At 64.9% G+C, this 17,575-nt stretch carries 16 protein-coding genes, 1 other RNA gene and 1 pseudogene; 9 read left to right on the forward strand and 9 right to left on the reverse strand.

Features of this window, described 5'->3' with window-relative positions; translation table 11 throughout:
• The first annotated feature begins 63 nt into the window (after positions 1 to 63).
• A protein-coding gene (locus tag M3O59_RS00355) for an IS3 family transposase (protein ID WP_373418987.1) occupies positions 64 to 1,166 on the forward strand; the annotation gives its coding sequence in 2 pieces (ribosomal slippage) (positions 64 to 313 and positions 313 to 1,166; 1,104 coding nt in all).
• A gap of 52 nt (positions 1,167 to 1,218) precedes the next feature.
• Here the strand turns inward: M3O59_RS00355 and M3O59_RS00360 are convergent.
• The 5 genes from M3O59_RS00360 to M3O59_RS00380 form a co-directional block, all read right to left on the reverse strand.
• On the reverse strand, positions 1,219 to 2,847 hold the full coding sequence (locus M3O59_RS00360; protein WP_181920620.1) for a TldD/PmbA family protein: 1,629 nt from the start codon (positions 2,845 to 2,847) through the stop codon (positions 1,219 to 1,221).
• 468 nt (positions 2,848 to 3,315) lie between these two features.
• Positions 3,316 to 3,843, reverse strand: a complete 528-nt coding sequence (locus M3O59_RS00365) for a hypothetical protein (protein ID WP_064630368.1) — start codon at positions 3,841 to 3,843, stop codon at positions 3,316 to 3,318.
• Between the two features lie 240 nt (positions 3,844 to 4,083).
• Complete coding sequence (locus tag M3O59_RS00370) at positions 4,084 to 4,536, reverse strand: hypothetical protein (protein ID WP_147308539.1); 453 nt, start codon at positions 4,534 to 4,536, stop codon at positions 4,084 to 4,086.
• Between the two features lie 310 nt (positions 4,537 to 4,846).
• Positions 4,847 to 5,857: a class 1 fructose-bisphosphatase gene (locus M3O59_RS00375; protein WP_064630175.1), complete on the reverse strand. Its 1,011-nt coding sequence runs from the start codon at positions 5,855 to 5,857 to the stop codon at positions 4,847 to 4,849.
• Positions 5,858 to 6,123: 266 nt separating this feature from the next.
• The gene (locus M3O59_RS00380) at positions 6,124 to 7,326 is read right to left on the reverse strand and encodes an amino acid aminotransferase (RefSeq protein ID WP_116906417.1); all 1,203 of its coding nucleotides are present in this window, start codon (positions 7,324 to 7,326) and stop codon (positions 6,124 to 6,126) included.
• Positions 7,327 to 7,482: 156 nt separating this feature from the next.
• On the opposite strand from M3O59_RS00380, the gene M3O59_RS00385 reads away from it, so the two are divergent.
• Together M3O59_RS00385 and M3O59_RS00390 are read left to right on the forward strand one after the other, a co-directional pair.
• Positions 7,483 to 9,621: a TonB-dependent receptor family protein gene (locus tag M3O59_RS00385; protein WP_181920621.1), complete on the forward strand. Its 2,139-nt coding sequence runs from the start codon at positions 7,483 to 7,485 to the stop codon at positions 9,619 to 9,621.
• 278 nt (positions 9,622 to 9,899) lie between these two features.
• A complete protein-coding gene (locus tag M3O59_RS00390) occupies positions 9,900 to 10,334 on the forward strand; it encodes a hypothetical protein (protein ID WP_330462253.1) in 435 nt (144 codons plus the stop codon).
• 32 nt (positions 10,335 to 10,366) lie between these two features.
• Here the strand turns inward: M3O59_RS00390 and M3O59_RS00395 are convergent.
• Positions 10,367 to 10,434: non-coding RNA, sX9 sRNA (locus tag M3O59_RS00395), on the reverse strand.
• Positions 10,435 to 10,497: 63 nt separating this feature from the next.
• Here M3O59_RS00395 and adh point away from each other — a divergent pair.
• Both adh and M3O59_RS00405 read left to right on the forward strand, forming a co-directional pair.
• A pseudogene (gene adh / locus M3O59_RS00400) lies at positions 10,498 to 11,121 on the forward strand (aldehyde dehydrogenase); the annotation flags it as partial.
• Positions 11,122 to 11,265: 144 nt separating this feature from the next.
• Positions 11,266 to 11,661, forward strand: coding sequence for a DUF779 domain-containing protein (locus tag M3O59_RS00405; RefSeq protein WP_116906433.1), 396 nt, complete (start codon positions 11,266 to 11,268; stop codon positions 11,659 to 11,661).
• Positions 11,662 to 11,901: 240 nt separating this feature from the next.
• On the opposite strand, the gene M3O59_RS00410 is transcribed toward M3O59_RS00405, so the two are convergent.
• Positions 11,902 to 12,081, reverse strand: coding sequence for a hypothetical protein (locus M3O59_RS00410; protein ID WP_116906434.1), 180 nt, complete (start codon positions 12,079 to 12,081; stop codon positions 11,902 to 11,904).
• Positions 12,082 to 12,229: 148 nt separating this feature from the next.
• Here M3O59_RS00410 and M3O59_RS00415 point away from each other — a divergent pair, with 148 nt between their 5' ends.
• Entirely contained in the window at positions 12,230 to 12,628 is a 399-nt protein-coding gene (locus tag M3O59_RS00415; RefSeq protein ID WP_064630185.1) for a hypothetical protein, read from the forward strand.
• A complete protein-coding gene (ku, locus tag M3O59_RS00420; RefSeq protein WP_116906420.1) occupies positions 12,628 to 13,587 on the forward strand; it encodes a non-homologous end joining protein Ku in 960 nt (319 codons plus the stop codon). Before M3O59_RS00415 ends, ku begins: the two co-directional genes overlap by 1 nt.
• A 142-nt stretch (positions 13,588 to 13,729) precedes the next feature.
• Here ku and lldD read toward each other — a convergent pair whose 3' ends face one another.
• Both lldD and M3O59_RS00430 read right to left on the reverse strand, forming a co-directional pair.
• On the reverse strand, positions 13,730 to 14,896 hold the full coding sequence (gene lldD / locus M3O59_RS00425; protein ID WP_064630190.1) for an FMN-dependent L-lactate dehydrogenase LldD: 1,167 nt from the start codon (positions 14,894 to 14,896) through the stop codon (positions 13,730 to 13,732).
• Between the two features lie 134 nt (positions 14,897 to 15,030).
• A complete protein-coding gene (locus tag M3O59_RS00430) occupies positions 15,031 to 15,597 on the reverse strand; it encodes a methyltransferase family protein (protein ID WP_116906421.1) in 567 nt (188 codons plus the stop codon).
• Between the two features lie 60 nt (positions 15,598 to 15,657).
• Here M3O59_RS00430 and M3O59_RS00435 point away from each other — a divergent pair, with 60 nt between their 5' ends.
• A complete protein-coding gene (locus M3O59_RS00435; protein ID WP_116906422.1) occupies positions 15,658 to 16,857 on the forward strand; it encodes a sensor histidine kinase in 1,200 nt (399 codons plus the stop codon).
• The gene (locus M3O59_RS00440; RefSeq protein WP_116906423.1) at positions 16,854 to 17,486 is read left to right on the forward strand and encodes a response regulator transcription factor; all 633 of its coding nucleotides are present in this window, start codon (positions 16,854 to 16,856) and stop codon (positions 17,484 to 17,486) included. Before M3O59_RS00435 ends, M3O59_RS00440 begins: the two co-directional genes overlap by 4 nt.
• Positions 17,487 to 17,575: the final 89 nt, after the last annotated feature.

Genomic DNA, 17,575 nt, shown 5'->3' on the forward strand with positions numbered 1-17,575 from the left:
TCCCCCCGATTTTGAGTAGCGCCGCAGTTTGGAGTCCAATTCCCTACCCGAAGGAGATTGGACGTGAAGAAGCGTTTTACTGACGAGCAGGTCATCGGCTTTCTGCGCGAAGCCGAAAGCGGCGTGGCAATCAAGGATCTGTGCCGGCGCCATGGCTTCAGCGAGGCCTCCTACTACCTGTGGCGCAGCAAGTTTGGCGGGATGAGCGTGCCCGATGCCAAGCGACTCAAGGACCTGGAGGCAGAGAACACGCGCCTGAAGAAGCTGCTCGCCGAGCAGGTGTTCCAGAACGATCTGATCAAGGAGGCACTGCAAAAAAAATGGTGAGCGCACCGGCGCGTCGTGCGCTGGTGCGCGAGTGGATCGGGCGAGGGGCCAGCGAGCGTTGCGCGTTGGCCGCGATCGGCATGAGCGCCAGTGCGCTGCGCTATTGCCCGCGCGAGGACCGCAACGTTGCGCTACGCGAGCGCATCGTGGAACTGGCGCATCGCCACAAGCGCTACGGCGTGGGGATGATCTATCTCAAGCTGCGCCAGGAAGGGCGCCTGGTGAACTACAAGCGTGTGGAGCGCTTGTACCGCGAGCAGCAGCTGCAAGTCCGCCGCCGCAAGCGCAAGAACGTGCCAGTGGGCGAGCGTCAGCCGTTGCTGCGTCCATTGCAGGCCAACCAGGTGTGGTCGATGGACTTTGTGTTCGACCGCACCGCCGACGGCCGGGCGATCAAGTGCCTGGTGATCGTGGACGACGCCACACACGAAGCGGTCGCCATCGAGGTGGAGCGTGCAATCTCGGGCCATGGCGTGACGCGTGTGCTGGAGCGGCTGGCCATCAGCCGCGGCTTGCCGCAGGTGATCCGCACCGACAACGGCAAGGAGTTCTGCGGCAAGGCGATGGTCGCCTGGGCGCATGCGCGTGGCGTGCAGTTGCGACTCATCCAACCCGGCAAGCCGAATCAGAACGCCTATGTCGAATCGTTCAACAGCCGGTTGCGCGATGAATGCCTCAACGAGCACTGGTTCCCGACACTGCTGCACGCACGCACCGAGATCGAGCGCTGGCGACGCGAATACAACGAGGAGCGACCCAAGAAAGCAATTGGCGGCATGACCCCGTCCGCGTATGCCCAACAGCTGGCCAACACCGATATCATCAACCCCGGACTCTAGACCCGGCCGCTACTCAGGATGGGGGGACGTCGGGTGGGCAAACGTTGTCCGCCTAACCCAACGAGCGCGCAGTGTTGATCACGTTGATGCCGTCAAAGCGTGTGGTGGATGACCCATGCGACACCGCAGAGACCTGACTCGGTTGGCCCTTGCCATCGAAGAACGAACCACCCAGACGGAAGTCGCGTTGATCGCATACCGCACTGCAGGCATTCCAGAATTCCGGCGTGCGGATCTGATACGCGCCATCTTCCACCAACCGCGTGACCTGGCCGTTTTCGATTTCGTAGAACAACTGCCCGCCGAACTGCGCGTTGTAGCGCTGCTGGTCGATCGAATACGAACCGCGCCCGTGGATGTACAACCCGCGCTCCACATCCTTGATCATCTCGGCAACGCCGAGCGGTTGCTTGCCTGCCGCCAACGACACGTTGGGCATGCGCTGGAACTGCACACTTGACCACGAATCGGCATAGCTGCAGCCATCGGAGGCCGTCTTGCCGAGCAGGTGCGCCTGATCGCGTGTGCACTGGTAATCGACCAGGATGCCATCGCGCACCAGTTCCCACTGCTTGCTCTTGACGCCCTCATCGTCGTAACCCACCGCCCCCAGGCTACCCGGCTGTGTGCGGTCGGCGACAAAGGTCACCGCCTCGCTGCCCCAGCGGAATCTGGCATCGCGCTTGTCCAGCGTGGCGAAGCTGGTGCCGGCGTAATTGGCCTCGTAACCGAGCACGCGGTCGAGCTCCAGTGGGTGGCCCACCGATTCGTGGATGGTGAGGAACAGATTGCTCGGGTCGATCACCAGATCGTACTTGCCGGCTTTCACCGACGGTGCGGTGAGTTTGGCGCGTGCCTGCTTGGCCGCGGCAATCGCATCTTCGCGCGCGTCGTAACTGTGGCCGTAGCCGACCAGTCCGCCGGGCAGGCGGTGCTTCTGGCTGGCATCGCCGTCAAGATATTCGTAGCCCATGCCCATCGGCGAAGACAGCCCATCGCGGGTGCGGAACTTGCCGCTGGCCTTGTCCACTGCGGTCACAGTGAACGGTAGCCACAAACGATGCACGTCCTGATCGATGTAGGAGCCATCGCTGCTGGCGAAATATTTCTGCTCGTTGATCGCGAACATGCGTGAGGCCACGAAGGTGGCACCGGCGTTGAGCGCCGCAGCGTTGACGTCCATCAACAGCGCCACCTTGTCCTGCAGCGGCACTTCCATGGCGTTCTTCTTGATCGGCGTCTTCCAGCTGACCTGCCCGGCCGGCGTCACCGGCGCCAGTTGCACCGGCGTGCCGCCCAAGCGCGCATTCGCCCTGGCAATGGCGACCGCCTGCCGCGTGGCAGTGGCCACGCCGTCGCTGGTCAACGTATTGGTGGCAGCGAAGCCCCATGCACCATCGGCCAGCACACGCACGCCTACTCCGCTGGATTCGGCGTTGACTACGTTCTCTACCTGCGCCTCGCGGGTGATCACGAACTGGCGCAGATAGCGCCCCACACGCACATCGCAGTAGCTGGCACCGGCGGCCTTGGCGGTGGTGAGCGCGCTGTCGGCCAGGCGCCGGTTGCGCGCCGCATCGGCAGGGGTGAGCAGTTGCTCTGCAGCGATCAGGCGTGTGTGCGGCAGCAGCAACCCGGCGGCACCGATGCCGGAAAGGGTGAGAAAGGTACGACGGTCCACGTGCGGTCTCTCCGATCGATGCGTGCGTGGCCAGTGCCGCACGCCATTGCCCGAGACTTACCGCGCAGGCCCGATTGGTCAAGTGCTGGCTAGCACACACTTAGCTCATCACGCGCGTGCCTATCGGAAGACGGGTTGCGATAACCGAACCGGAGCGCGGTGTCGGCCGCGCCACCATCCAACGGGGCCTCCCACAACGGTTTCGAGACCGACATGGCGCCGCTAGGCGGCGGCACTGGCTTCAAGGCCGGTGGCTTCTGGCGTAACAGCGGCCTCTACCCGTACCCGGTGCCGCGCCATGCAATTGGCTGTCATCCAACGGGACCAATCGCACCCGCGGCATTGCCACGCTGGCGCCGGGCAAGCGTTGATCGACGCCGGTGCCGATAGCGGTGAGGTCTTCAACCGGCACGCCCCGGATCTGGCGCATTTCAGTCGCCGTCACGCTGCGGCACTTATGCAGGTACATCAACGCTGCACAGGCATAAACACCTGCTCGAACTGCTCTGCTGTTTTGTAGAGCCGGCCAGCTTTACGCAAGCGCGTGTAATTCGCGTCGAAGCTGGCCTTGTAGCCTCGCCCCAGGAAAATAGTGTTGAGCAGAAGTCCATCACAGACCACGACGCCTTCGTAGCGGAATAGGCCGGTCTCGACCAAGATCGGAGGAGCCTCAGCGACTGCATTCAGCGGATCGGTCAATGCCCGAACTTCGAATGCATTGTCGGTATCGGTGTCGAGAAAGACCGCATAGCGCGTGGTCTGCCGCAGGTAAATCCACTGCTTCACCTGCATGCTTCGCACAGCGCTGGCGACCGAAGGCGCAAGTGGCTCTTGGGCCGCTTCCATTGCATCGATGGTCTTGCCGAGCAAGCCTGGGTGTTTCGAGGCAAACGTCCGGGCAGAGATCAGGTTGTGGTGGATCGACGTGGTTGTTCGCAGCTTGGCATCGGCCAAGATATGCAACAACACCGCTTTGTACGCTTCGATAAAGCGCATTGCAGAGTCGTATGAGATCAGCATTTCGTTATAGCCTGCGAGCTTCGGTACTGGATCGAATCAGGGAGATAATACCAAGGAATGTTTCCAGCAAGGCAATCGGCTCTCGGCAGAGCGTGCCTGGTTGCGCAGCCTGCTCTGCAGGAACACAAGCAGCTGTTCGCCAACTGGTTGCACCCTCGCAAGAAAGCCGCGACTGGATTTTTGAAACGAGATTGCCGACAGAGCCCGGCACTGCAATCACGCAGCAGATCTCAGTTCTCTGGTGCGCTGATAAATGCAGCTTGCAGTTGCTGCCCAAAGCGATGGAAAAGCGACAAACGAGGCCGATGAGGCCAATGAGTCGAATGGCCCTGAAGACCCGTGCATTACGCGCAAGAGTAGATAGAGGCCGCCCGCAATTGCTGCTCCAGCGACTGCCGCACTGTAGGGATGTGCATGCTTCAGTCCAGGAACAAAGTGCAGCGTTGGGACACCCAATAGAAGAAAGAAAGGTGAGCCAATGCCAAATGCGAAAAAACAGTAATACAGAAAAAATGTAGTCGCCATCCCGCCACTGCCCGACATTGCTACGACAACAGCAATGAGAAAGCCGCTCAGTATCGTCGCGGCGACGCATGACAACAGCACCGAACCCAAGAAGACCAGACTCACTTTTATTGCGCGTGCGGTTGCGAGCAAGGCGTCTCTCACGCGGGTTTCCTCGAAGAAAAAATGATATGCGCGCTCAGCAAGCCGGTTCCGATGAGGGGGCAGTCAGCAGGAGACAGCTGGAAGCTCAGGTCTTGCTTGATGCGCAGCTGTTCGCTGGCACGCGCAAACCGGAGATAGCCACGTATCGCTCCACACTGTGAGGGCACGCACCAGACCGCCGGGATCTTCAACTGCTTCAACCGGCCTCTCCGCCGATGCGTTGTTGGGGTGTCGGGTAAAGAGACACCCGCAGTACGCGGGTGCCTTTGAGGAACACGTGACTGCCGGTTTCTAAGACAAAACCCCAGTCTCAGGCCTTATCTGCCTCCAGGTGATACCGCGTGGCCTCGGCCACTTCGTTCTTCGAGCCCAAAAACACCGGCACGCGCTGATGCAGTTGCGTCGGTTGAATATCCAGAATGCGCTCGCGCCCCGTGGTGGCCGCGCCGCCGGCCTGCTCCACCAGCATGCTCATCGGGTTGGCTTCGTACATCAGGCGCAGCTTGCCGGGCTTGGATGCGTCCTTTTTGTCCCAGGGGTAGATGAAGATGCCGCCGCGGGTGAGGATGCGGTGTACGTCGGCGACCATGCTGGCGATCCAGCGCATGTTGAAGTCCTTGCCGCGGGTGCCGTCCTTGCCGGCCAGCAGGTCGCCCACATAGGCCTGCATCGCCGGTTCCCAGTGGCGCTGGTTGGACATGTTGATGGCGTATTCGGCGGTGTCGTCGGGCACGCGCATGTTGGCCTGGGTCAGCAGGAAGCTGCCTTCCTCGCGCTCCAGGGTGAAGGCGTGGGTGCCGTGGCCGAGCGTGAGCACCAGCATGGTGCTGGGGCCATAGATGCAGTAGCCGGCGGCGACCTGTTGGGTGCCCGGTTGCAGGAAGTGCTCGTCGCCGGGCTTTTCGGTGCCCTTGGGCGCGCGCAGTACCGAGAAGATGGTGCCGACCGAAACGTTGACGTCGATGTTGGAGCTGCCATCCAGCGGGTCGAACAGCAACAGGAAATCGCCGCTGGGATACTGGTCGGGCACCGGCTGGCTATGGTCCATCTCTTCGGACGCGCACGCGGCCAGATGGCCGCCCCAGGCATTGGCTTCGAGCAGGATGTCGTTGCTCAGCACATCGAGCTTTTTCTGTGCCTCGCCCTGTACGTTGCCGGTGCCGGCATCGCCGAGCACGCCGCCCAGGGCGCCCTTGCTCACGGCGATGGAGATGCGCTTGCAGGCACGCGAAACGATGGTGATCAGCTGGCGCAATTCCGCATCGATACGGCCGGCATGTTGTTCTTCGATCAGGAAGCGGGTCAGCGAGGGACGCGACATGGGAACGGGCAGCCTGTTGTAGGAAGTGGGCCGCCATTGTCGCCATTGCGCCGTTAGATTTCGATCACTTGCTGCGCGATTTGCAGCAAAACTGATCGAACATGCGCGCATGTGTTGCCGATCGTGTTGGCCGCTGGCATGCCGCGCCCACCTTGCGCACTGCGCCGCGCCCTAACGCGTGGCACAACGCCATAAAAAAACCGGGAGGCGTGTGCGCTCCCGGTTTTCAGTTGGCCGTTGTGGCCGATGTCAGCTGGCGCGTTGGATCACACCCGGCTGACAGTCGCCACGGCCTGTGCCACGTATTCCAGGTTGCGCTGGCTCAATGCGGCCACGCAGATGCGGCCGGTGCCGACGGCGTAGATCGCGAACTCGTCGCGCAGGCGGTCCACCTGGGTCCTGGTCAGGCCCGAGTACGAGAACATGCCGGCCTGGCGCTGGATGAAGTCGAACTCCGGCGCGCCCAGCGTGGCGAGTTTTTCCACCAGCCCCGCGCGCAGGGCGTGGATACGCTCGCGCATTTCGGTCAGTTCCTGCTCCCACAGATCGCGCAGCTCCGGGCTGGTCAGCACGCCGGCCACCAGGGCGGCGCCGTGCGTGGACGGGCTGGAGTAGATCGTGCGGATGATGCGCTTGACCTGCGACTGCACGGCCTTGGCTTCGGCCGCGGTGGCCGAGACCACCGACAATGCGCCCACGCGCTCGCCATACAGCGAGAACGACTTGGAATAGGAACTGGCCACCACGTAGCTGTCGATGCCTTCGGCCGCCAGCAGACGCACCGCATACGCATCGGCCTCGATGCCCTTGTCGAAGCCCTGGTAGGCGATGTCGACGAAGGGGAACAGGTTGCGCTCTTTCAGCACGCCGGCAACCTGCTTCCACTGGTCCTTGGTCAGGTCCGCGCCGGTGGGGTTGTGGCAGCAGGCGTGCAGCAGCACCACGGTGCCCGGTTCGAGTTTTGCCAGGTCGGCGAGCATGCCGCCAAAGTTCAGGCCATGGCTGGCCGCATCGAAATAGGTGTAATCCACCACCTCGAAGCCGGCCGCGCCGAATACCGCGCGATGGTTTTCCCAGCTTGGGTTGCTGATGGCGATGGTGGCGGTGGGCAGCAGCTTCTTGAGCAGGTCTGCGCCGACGCGCAGCGCACCGCTGCCGCCGACGGTCTGCGAGGTCGCCACGCGCCCGGAGGCCACCAGCCCCGACTCGGCGCCGAACAGCAGCTCCTGGGTAGCCTTGTCGTAGGCGGCCAGGCCGTCGATGGGCAGATAGCCGCGCGGTTTGGCCTCCTGCGCGAGCTGCTGCTCGATCTTGTGCACGGCGCGCAACAGCGGGATGCGCCCGTTTTCGTCGTAATAGATGCCCACGCCCAGGTTGACCTTGTTGGGGCGGCTGTCGGCGTTGTAGGCCTCGGTCAGGCCCAGGATGGGATCGCCTGGAACCTGTTCCACGTTTGCAAAGAAGGACACGGCATGACTCGCTGAAGGACGAAAGAGTGGGGTACTTCCGGATCGTTGGCCGCTGCTGGACCAAACCACTTCATCGTAGCAGCCCATGGCCGGCGTAGCATGCTCCGTTCCGTACGCAACGATGCGGCTACAGTACGGATGAGGGACACTACTCCCATGCTCAGACTCACCTTGTTGGCCGCTGCGTGCGGCCTGTTCGCCGGTGGCTTCGCGCCGCTCGCCCTGGCCGCCGAACCGGCGCTGCCCTTATCCGCACCGAACCAGCGCTTGCCCGCCGTGCAGGTAGACGCCGCCCGTGTGCACGGGGTGGACGATTTCGACCTGCCGGCCTCGTTCACCGTGGTGTCGGCCGACGACGACAACCGGCGCGGCGCGCAGGTGTCCGAGCTGCTGGACGGCATCCCCGGGCTTGTGGCGCGCGACCGCCAGAACTACGCGCAGGACACCCAGCTGTCGATCCGCGGCTTCGGCGCGCGCTCCACCTTCGGCGTGCGCGGGGTACGGCTGCTGGTGGATGGCATCCCGGCCAGCATGCCCGACGGCCAGGGCCAGCTCTCGCACTTCAACGTGCTGGGCGCGCAGCGGGTGGAAGTGCTGCGCGGCCCGTTTTCGGCGTTGTACGGCAACTCGTCCGGCGGCGTGCTGCAGCTGTGGAGTGCGGATGGCGCCCCAAACGACCCATGGCGGCTGCGCGCCACCTATGGCAGCAATGCCACCGTCAACACGGGCGCGCAATTGCTCGGCCAGCAGGGCGCGGTGCACTACAACCTGGCCGCCAATCATTTCGAAACCGATGGCTTTCGCGACCATAGCCGCGCCAGGCGCGAATCGGTCAATGCCAAGCTCGGGTTCGACCTGGCCGAAGGCAGCCGGCTGGACCTGGTGCTCAATTACCTGGACGCACCGGATGCGCAGGACCCGCTCGGCCTGACCCGCGCCCAGTTCAACGCCGACCCGGCGCAAGCCACTTCGGTGGCGACCCAGTTCAACACCCGCAAATCGGTGCGTCAGTCGCAGGCCGGGGCGATCTTCACCCAGCAATTCGACAACCAGACGCTGCGCTTGATGGCCTACGGCGGGCAGCGCAGCGTGGAGCAGTATCTGGCGATCCCGGTCGCGGTGCAGCGCAACCCGCTGCATTCGGGCGGCGTGATCGATCTGGACAGCAATTACGAAGGCGCCGATGCGCGCTGGGCCTGGCAAGGGCAGGCATTGGGCCGGCCATTGCAGCTGACTGTCGGCGCCAATGTCGATCGCCAGCGGCAGCACCGCACCGGTTACGAAAACTTCGTCGGCGACACGCTGGGCGTCAAGGGCGCATTGCGCCGCAACCAGCGCGATCAGGTGGAAAACATCGACCAGTTCGCGCAGCTGTGGTGGCAGTGGAGCGAGCGCTGGTCCGCGCTGCTGGGCGTGCGCCATAGCCAGGTGCGCTTCGATTCGGACGACCACTACATCATTGGGCGCAATCCCGACGACAGCGGCCAACGCGACTATTCGGCCACCACGCCGGTGGCCGGCATCGTGTTCCGTGCCGACGAAGATCTGCGTTTTTATGCCTCGGTCGGTCGCGGTTTCGAAACGCCCACCTTCAACGAGTTGGGCTACCGCAACGATGGCGGCGCCGGCCTGGCGCTGGACCTGGGCGCGGCGACAAGCCGCAACTACGAGGTGGGCAGCAAGTGGCGCGCGCAAAGCGGCGCAGCGGTGGAGTTCGCGTTGTTCCGCGCCGACACCGACGACGAGCTGGCGGTGGCCAGCAACACCAACGGCCGCAGCACCTTCCGCAACATCGGTGCCACCCGCCGCCAGGGCGCGGAGTTGAGTTGGCAGCAACCAATTGGCGACACCCAGCAAGTGCAGTTGGCGTATACGTTTGTCGACGCCACCGTGCGCGATGGCTACCTCACCTGTGCCAGCAGCGGCTGCGCCACCCCCACCGCGTCGGTGGCCAGCGGCGCGCGCCTGCCGGGCGTGCCGCGGCAGCAGCTGTTCGCGCGTTGGCAGTGGCAGCCCGCGCAATGGCAGTTCGCCGCCGAATCGGTGGCCTCCGGCGCCACCGTGGTCAACGACCTGGCCACCGAGCGCGCACCCGGCTATGCCTTGCTCAATCTGGAAGCCTCGCGGCGCTGGACTACCACGTATGGCGCACTGCGCACCTTCGCGCGCATCGACAACGCGCTGGACCGCCAGTACGTCGGCTCGGTGATCGTCAACGACGGCAATGGGCGCTACTACGAGCCGGGTCCTGACCGCACCTACACGGTGGGGCTGCAGTGGGATTATGGTGGGTGAGCAAGCCACCGACGCCCCGCACGACAACACGCACCCTGGCGTTGCAGGAGCGCCCCCGGGCGCGATGAAGCCTTCCCGATAACACATACCACCCTGCCATACCGCACCAGCATGATGGTCGGCCGTGAGACCGGAGACTGTGGAAGCGGCATGCTAAATTCTGCCACTCATTCACGGCATGGAGTGCGACGATGAGGATGTGGAAACGAAAGATGATGGCTTCGGCGATATCGGCCGGCCTGCTGGTCTGCAGCGCAGCGTGGGCAGACCACGTGGATATGCGCATCGTGCGCGACTATCCAGCCGGCTCCCCCGCCATCGCAAAAATACACGCCTGGCTGCAGCAGCAATCCAGACTGAGTACACAGCCCAGGCAAACACCGCCGCCGGCCGCTGCCGCCGCGTTAGGCCCGGTGCGCATCAGCACCGCTCTGTTCGATCGTCCGTTGAGCACGCGTGCCGATACCGCGACTAACACGGCCCCGCTGCCTGTGCGTGGCCAGCCGCGCGACGAGATCAGCATCGACGCCTGCAATGCCGGCCAACGCTATCGCTGGGTCTACGCCTGGGCGCAGGCCGGTGCCAGCGCCGCATGGCAGCTGCGCGCGTACCGGCAGCAAACGGTAGCCGACTGCCAGGTGCCGGCGGAAGAGCCCATACCCATCGAAACAGCCGCAAGGCACGATGCAGTGGGGGTGGCTGACAAGCCGTAGCGCGTGATGGGCAGACCAGCCTGACCATGAGCGGGCAACAACACCTGGCGAGCAGTCGTCAGGCGGTGTGGACGGCGCACAGGAACCGAAGCGTATGCGTGGTAGACGCCATTCCGCGCGCCGTACGCGCGCCTGGGCCGTCCTTTACCCGCTGCTGTAAAGCCTATGTACCTGCCCGTCGCATGCGCTGATCCAGGAATCGATCTACGACAAGTTCATGGAAAAGGCGCTCAAGCGCGTGGCCGCGATCAAGCAGGGCAACCCGCTCGACCCCAACACCATGGTCGGTGCGCAGGCTTCCAGCGAGCAGCTGGAAACGATCCTGTCCTATATCGACATCGGCAAGCAGGAAGGCGCCGAAGTGTTGATCGGCGGCGAGCGCAACACGCTCGACGGCGAGTTGGCCAAGGGCTTCTACGTCAAGCCGACCGTGTTCAAGGGCCACAACAAGATGCGCGTGTTCCAGGAGGAGATCTTCGGCCCGGTGGTCTCGGTGACCACCTTCAAGGATGAAGCCGAGGCGCTGGCGATTGCCGACGACACGCTGTACGGCCTGGGCGCCGGCGTGTGGAGCCGCGACGCATCGCGCCTGTATCGCATGGGCCGCGCAATCCAGGCCGGCCGCGTGTGGACCAACTGCTATCACGCCTATCCGGCACATGCTGCGTTTGGCGGCTACAAGCAGTCGGGCATCGGGCGAGAGAATCACAAGATGATGCTCGACCATTACCAGCAGACCAAGAACCTGTTGGTGAGTTATTCGCCGAAGGCGCTGGGGTTCTTTTGAGCCGACGGCGGGCCGCCTGTTCGGGCGGCACGCCAGACACAATGCAGGCACCGCGTGTCCGCATCGAGGGTGTATGCACGCCGCTACGCGCGCAGGCGTATCGTGCGCGGCATGGCGGCCGCAGCTGGCCGCGGGAATCGGTCCATGCAGGACAGCGACACGCGAGTGGAATTACCGGCGCAGGTGACAGCCACGCTGGCGGCACTGCAGTTGATCGACACGCTGCGCGCGCGGCACGGCGATGTGGTGTTCCATCAATCCGGGGGCTGTTGCGACGGCTCCTCGCCAATGTGTTTTGCAGTCGGCGAGTTCCTCGTCGGCGACCGCGACGTCTTGCTGGGCGAGATTGGCGGCGCGCCGTTCTACATCAGCGCGCCGCAATTCGAATGCTGGAAGCACACCCAGCTGATCATCGATGTCGTGCCGGGGCGCGGCGGCATGTTCTCGCTGGAAAACGGCGAAGGCGTGCGCTTCCTGGTGCGGTCGCGGCTGTTTGACGATGACCAATTCGCTCGCTTGCAGCGCGCCGGCCGGGCGTAGGCAGTGGCCGTGCGATCAGCAATTCTCGCCACGCAGCAGGTTGACGCCAGCTGGTTTGCCTTCGACAACATCCCTCCAACAAGAAACCCGCACACCACGCGCCTGGAGCGGCCGACACAACGATTGCACTCATCGCCATCCGGGCAGGGCAGGTGGTGCCCGGATGATGCGGCATGCAGGGCGGCGCTGCCGCAATGTCTGCCCGCATCTGACGACTGCACCCTACGCGTTGTTGGCGGTTTAGTCCCCCGTCGCCGTCGACGGCGCAGTTCCCGGCTTCTTGGCCGGCGTCTTGCCATCGGCAGGAATCAGGCGCCCGGGTGCGTCGCCGGCACCGCGGTCTTCGTAATGTTCGGCATCGCGCTTGCCATGCTGTTCGCCGGGTTGGGTGGGCTGGTCACGTAGCGGGTCGCGGGACATGGCGTGCTCCTGAAACAAGTAGAAGCCGCAGTTCACCGCGCCTGCGGTGAAGAACACGCAAATCGCAACGTGCATGCGCATTTCTCACGCATGGCTCACGGCGGCGGCGTTACTGATGTCAGCCCCATGCCGCACCGTGGAGCCGCCCATGCGCCCCCTGGACCGCCGTCCCGATCGTCGCCTGTTCAGTGCCCATGTCGACCCGGTACCGCCTACGCGCGCGCATCGGAAATCGCGGGTGCCGGACACGGTGGGTGTGGCGCAGGACTTCCAGTGCTACAGCCTGGCCGACTACCAGCGTCGCCGCCGGCGTGGCGGACCCACCTGGCGTGACTTGTCGCCGGCCTATGCGTTCGCGCGCATCACCCACGCCGCCGACTGGCCGCGCGGTGCGGATGCCGCTTGCGAGCAGGCCCTGGCCGCGCAGTGGGACAGCATGCGTGGCGCCTCGCGGCTGGATTGGCCGCATGTACGCGCCATTGTCGAGGACGCCTGGCTGGCGTTGGACCACATTCCCGATGCAGCAATCCATGGAGCAGCGCACTGATGGCACGACCGATCTGGACCGGAACCCTGTCTTTCGGCTTGCTCAATGTGCCGGTGGCGCTGATGTCGGGCGAACGCAAGGTGGATCTGCATTTCCGCATGCTCGATTCGCGTGACAAGAAGCCGATCCGGTTCGAACGCGTCAATGCCGATACCGGCGATGAAGTGCCGTGGAAGGAGATCGTCAAGGCATTCGAATACGACAAGGGCAGCTACGTCATCGTCGAAGAGCAGGATATTCGCTCGGCCTCGCCGGAAAGCCACGAAACCGTGGAGGTGGAAACCTTCGTCGACGCCGCCGACATCGACCCGCGCTATTTCGAAAAGCCCTACATCCTGGTGCCCGGCAAGAAAGCGGAAAAAGGCTATGTGTTGCTACGCGAGACCTTGCGCGACACCGGCAAGGTGGGCATCGCAAAAGTGGTCATCCGCACCCGCGAATATCTGGCGGCGGTGATGCCGCATGGCGATGCGTTGATCCTGCTGCTGCTGCGCTACCAGCAGGAAGTGGTGGACCCGCAGGATTTCAAGCTGCCGGCCGGTGCAGTGGGCGAGTACCGCATCACGCCCAAGGAACAGGAGATGGCCAAGCAGCTGATCGAATCGATGTCCGGCAGCTGGCAGCCGGAGGATTATCACGATGAGTTCCGCGGCAAGCTGGAAAAGATCCTGCGCAAGCGCATCCAGGACAAGGGCGGCACCACCACGGTGGATGTAGAGCCAACGCAACACGAAGACGCCACCACCAACGTGGTGGATTTCATGTCGCTGCTGCAAAAAAGCCTGCAGGCCAATACGCGTACGCCGGCAAAGAAGGCCAGTACGGCCGAAGCGGCCAGCGCGCCTGCGAAAAAGACCGCAACCAAGAAGGCTGCGAAGAAGGCCGTCAAGAAAACTGCAGGCAAGGCCAGCAAGAAGACCGCCGCCAAGGCCGCTGCGCCGAGGCGCAAGGCAGGGTAGGCGGGCATACGCAGGCATGGATGCCGCCAGCGGTCCCTCATGGACGGGTTGGCGGCGTGTTCCGCGAGCGGTGAGTGAACCGCACGTTCGACCGCTCAGCGTTTTGCCTGCCCTTGCGACAACATCCACCAGGATGCGGCCGCTAGGGCGATACCGAGCCCGCCTGCTCGCGCGTCACCCGGCTCAACGCATCGGCGCTGATCTCGGCAATCGAATGCGTGCCGGTCAGGGTCATCGCCACGCGCATTTCCTTTTCGATCAAGCTCAGCAGGTTTTCCACGCCGGCCTGCCCACCGGCCGCCAGCGCATAGACGAAGGCGCGGCCCAGCAGCACCGCATCGGCACCGAGCGCAAGCATGCGCACCACATCCAGCCCGCTACGGATGCCCGAGTCGGCCAGGATCTTCAGTTCGCCCTTCACTGCATCGGCAATCGCCGGCAACGCGCGCGCACTGGACAGCACGCCGTCGAGCTGGCGCCCACCATGGTTGGAGACCACGATGCCGTCGGCGCCGAAACGCACCGCATCGCGCGCATCGTCCGGGTCCAGGATGCCCTTGATCACCATCGGCCCGGTCCAGAACTCGCGGATCCATTCCAGGTCTTTCCAGGCAATGGACGGGTCGAAGTTGGCGCCCAGCCAGCCGATGTAATCCTGCAGGCCGGTGGGGCTGCCGCGATAAGCGGAAATATTGCCTAAATCATGCGGTTTGCCGAGCAGGCCCACATCCCACGCCCAGCGCGGGTGCGTCACCGCCTGCAACATGCGCCGCAGCGAGGCATTGGGCCCGCTCATGCCCGAGTGCGCATCGCGGTAACGCGCACCGGGCGTGGGCATGTCCACGGTGAACACCAGCGTGGTCACCCCGGCCGCCTTGGCACGCTCCAGCGCATTGCGCATGAAGCCGCGGTCCTTGAGCACGTACAGCTGGAACCACATCGGCCGGCTGATGGCCGGCGCCACTTCTTCGATCGGGCACACCGACACCGTGGACAGGGTGAACGGAATGCCGCGCGCCGCCGCCGCGCGCGCGGCCTGCACCTCGCCGCGCCGCGCGTACATGCCGGTGAGCCCGACCGGCGCCAAGGCCACCGGCATCGCCAGCGTTTCGCCGAACAGCTCGGTGCTCAGGCTCAGGTCCGTCATGTTGCGCAGCACCCGCTGACGCAGCGCGATATCGGCCAGATCCGAGACATTGCGCCGCAAGGTGTGCTCGGCATACGCGCCGCCATCGATGTAATGGAACAGGAAGGGCGGCAGGCGCGCCTGCGCAGCGGCGCGGTAGTCGGAAGCGGCGGAAATGATCATCGAAGACGGGACTGCGGCTGCGAGGGGAGCCGCCGAGTGTAAGGCGATCGGTGCAGCAGGTGGATGGCGCTGCTGCGAAGGTGTGCGAGCCGTCTGGCGAGCAGCATGCTATCGGCTGCATGGCAGCATTGTGCTCACCCCACCAACGGCAGCAACCGATGGCTCTGCTTCGCATGCGCCGGGTGAGCCACCGGGAGGGCGCGCTGCAACGCGGCTTCTTCGATGCGGATGCGGTGCAGGAACACCAGGGTCACCGGCACCACGAGCGCCGCCACCGACAACGCGTTGCCCATGCCCAATGCCAGCCCGTAGAACGCCAGCAGCGCGCCGGTATAGGACGGGTGGCGCAGCCAGCGATACGGGCCGCGGCGCACCAGCTGGTGATCCGGCTGGATGGTCACATCCACCGTGAACCAGCGTGCCAGCACCTGGATGGCGCACACGCGCAACGCCAGCCCGCTGCCGATCAAGGCGCAGCCGGCCCACTGCAGCGAGGCACCCCAGCCCTGCGGCCAATGCGCCAGGCCGCTGTAGGCCAGCACCACCGCAGCCGCCACTGCCGCAGACAGCACCCGCCACAACTGCTGCAGCGTGCCCCGATTGAGCGCGCCGCCATCGCTGGCACGGCGGCGACGGCTGAGCAGCAGCTCATAGCCGCCCCAGACCAGATTGAGCGCAACAAACAGACTGGAAGCAGACATGGCGTAACTCCTTGGCGATGGGGTGGGTTGGTGATGCCGGTGTGCGCACCCGCTGCACCCATGCCAGGGGCCGCAGATCATCGATCCCACCTGCCGGAAGTCACTTTCTACATGCGCGCCATTGCAGAGTGGCCGCGCGGCCGTCAGCATCGCCGCATGAACTCTTCCCTGCCGCATCTTCTGCATCCCCTGCGTTTGGCCGGTGCGTTCACCATTGCTGCAGTGGCGCTGTCGTTCATGCCCGATGCCTCGCCACACGGCGCCTGGCGCTGGGGCGTGCTGGCCGGCTTCACCGCGTTGTTTCTGCTGCACTCCCTGTTGCGGCCGCTGCCTGCGTTGCGCAACGGCGCGCTGCTGCTGCAAGCGGTCATGGCGCTGCTGCTGGTGTGGATGGAGCCGCATGCCGGCACGGCCCCGGTGCTGCTGGTGTTGCTGGTGGCGCAGGCAGGGATGGCCTGGCCGCCGTTGCGCGTGCTGCTGCTGGCACTGGTATTGAATGCGGGCATGTACGCGGTGCTGGTGCACGCAGGCTTCGATCGCGCCTGGTCGATCGTCAGCATCTATGCCGGTTTCCAGGCCTTTGCCGCACTCACCGCGCATTACGCGCGCAGTGCCGAGCGTGCGCGCGACACCTTGGCGTACGTCAACGCCGATCTACTGGCCACCCGCGCGCTGTTGGCCGACAGTGCGCGCGATGCCGAGCGCCTGCGCCTGGCGCGCGAGCTGCACGACGTGGCCGGGCACAAACTCACCGCGATGAGCATCCATCTGCGCTTGCTGCGTGCCGACCCCACGCTGGCGCCGCGCCAGGAGCTGGCGATGCTGGAAGGCCTTGCGCGTAAGTTGCTTGGCGACATCCGCAGCGTGGTGCAGTCGTTGCGCGACGATGCCGGGCTGGATCTGCACACCGCGCTGCATGCCCTGGCTGCGCCATTTCCCAAACCGGTGCTGCAGCTGCAGATCGACCCGGCCGTACGCGTGAGCGACCCGCAAATCGCCGAAGCCCTGCTGCGGCTGGTACAGGAAGCGCTGACCAATGCCGCGCGCCATGGCGAGGCCGACACCGTGCAGGTGTCGCTGCAGACCCATGACGGCCAGCTGCACATCGACATCCAGGACGACGGCCACTGCGCCGAGCAGATCCGCGAGGGCAACGGCATCGCCGGCATGCGCGAGCGGCTGGCGGCCTTGCATGGCCAACTGCAGCTCGGCCGCGCCGCGCACGGCGGCATGCAGTTGACCGCGAGGTTGCCGGCATGAGCGCGCGCCGTATCGCATTGGCCGACGACCAGGTGCTGGTGCGCGCCGGATTGCGCGCGCTGTTGCAGCAGCAGGGCGTGGAGGTGGTCTGCGAGGCCGACGACGGCCAGAGCCTGCTGGACGCGCTCGTCATCAACACGGTGGACGTGGTGCTCAGCGACATCCGCATGCCCGGCCTGGACGGCATCCAGGCGCTGCAACACCTCCGCGACCGTGGCGACCGCACCCCGTTGCTGCTGCTCACCACTTTCGACGACAGCGACCTGCTGCTGCGGGCGACCGAGGCCGGCGCGCAAGGTTTCCTGCTCAAGGACGCCGCCCCGGAAGACCTGCGCGAGGCGATCGAACGCGTGGCCAACGGCGAGACCCTGCTGCAGCCGGTCAGCACCGACCCGGTGCGCGCCCGCTACCAGTTCCGCGACCAGCAGCCCCCGCGCGAGACCTTCAGCGAGCGCGAGGTGGCGATCCTGCGCCTGCTCGCCGGTGGCTATTCCAACAAGGAGATCGCCCGCACCCTGTTCCTGGCCGAAGGCACGGTGAAGAACTACATTTCCACCATTCTGGAAAAGCTCGGCACCCGCGACCGCACCCGGGCGGTGTTGAAGGCGATCACGCTGCGGGTGATTTGAGCCGGCGCGCCCGCCGTTCCATTCCCCGCAGCGCAACCAAAAACGCAAAACGCGGCACCGCAGCTGCGGCGCCGCGCATGCAGCGACGG

This window comes from Xanthomonas nasturtii (genome assembly GCF_023337365.3).
GTDB classification, from domain to species: Bacteria; Pseudomonadota; Gammaproteobacteria; order Xanthomonadales; family Xanthomonadaceae; genus Xanthomonas; species Xanthomonas nasturtii.

Excerpts from the sequence above, each read along its gene's own strand:
- M3O59_RS00430 (WP_116906421.1), bottom strand. The coding sequence starts at position 15,597 with ATGTCTGCTTCCAGTCTGTTTGTTGCGCTCAATCTGGTCTGGGGCGGC.
- M3O59_RS00410 (WP_116906434.1), bottom strand. The coding sequence starts at position 12,081 with ATGTCCCGCGACCCGCTACGTGACCAGCCCACCCAACCCGGCGAACAG.
- M3O59_RS00385 (WP_181920621.1), top strand. The coding sequence starts at position 7,483 with ATGCTCAGACTCACCTTGTTGGCCGCTGCGTGCGGCCTGTTCGCCGGT.
- lldD (WP_064630190.1), bottom strand. The coding sequence starts at position 14,896 with ATGATCATTTCCGCCGCTTCCGACTACCGCGCCGCTGCGCAGGCGCGC.
- M3O59_RS00375 (WP_064630175.1), bottom strand. The coding sequence starts at position 5,857 with ATGTCGCGTCCCTCGCTGACCCGCTTCCTGATCGAAGAACAACATGCC.
- M3O59_RS00365 (WP_064630368.1), bottom strand. The coding sequence starts at position 3,843 with ATGCGCTTTATCGAAGCGTACAAAGCGGTGTTGTTGCATATCTTGGCC.
- ku (WP_116906420.1), top strand. The coding sequence starts at position 12,628 with ATGGCACGACCGATCTGGACCGGAACCCTGTCTTTCGGCTTGCTCAAT.
- M3O59_RS00390 (WP_330462253.1), top strand. The coding sequence starts at position 9,900 with ATGCGCATCGTGCGCGACTATCCAGCCGGCTCCCCCGCCATCGCAAAA.
- M3O59_RS00405 (WP_116906433.1), top strand. The coding sequence starts at position 11,266 with ATGCAGGACAGCGACACGCGAGTGGAATTACCGGCGCAGGTGACAGCC.
- M3O59_RS00435 (WP_116906422.1), top strand. The coding sequence starts at position 15,658 with ATGCCAGGGGCCGCAGATCATCGATCCCACCTGCCGGAAGTCACTTTC.
- M3O59_RS00415 (WP_064630185.1), top strand. The coding sequence starts at position 12,230 with ATGCGCCCCCTGGACCGCCGTCCCGATCGTCGCCTGTTCAGTGCCCAT.
- M3O59_RS00440 (WP_116906423.1), top strand. The coding sequence starts at position 16,854 with ATGAGCGCGCGCCGTATCGCATTGGCCGACGACCAGGTGCTGGTGCGC.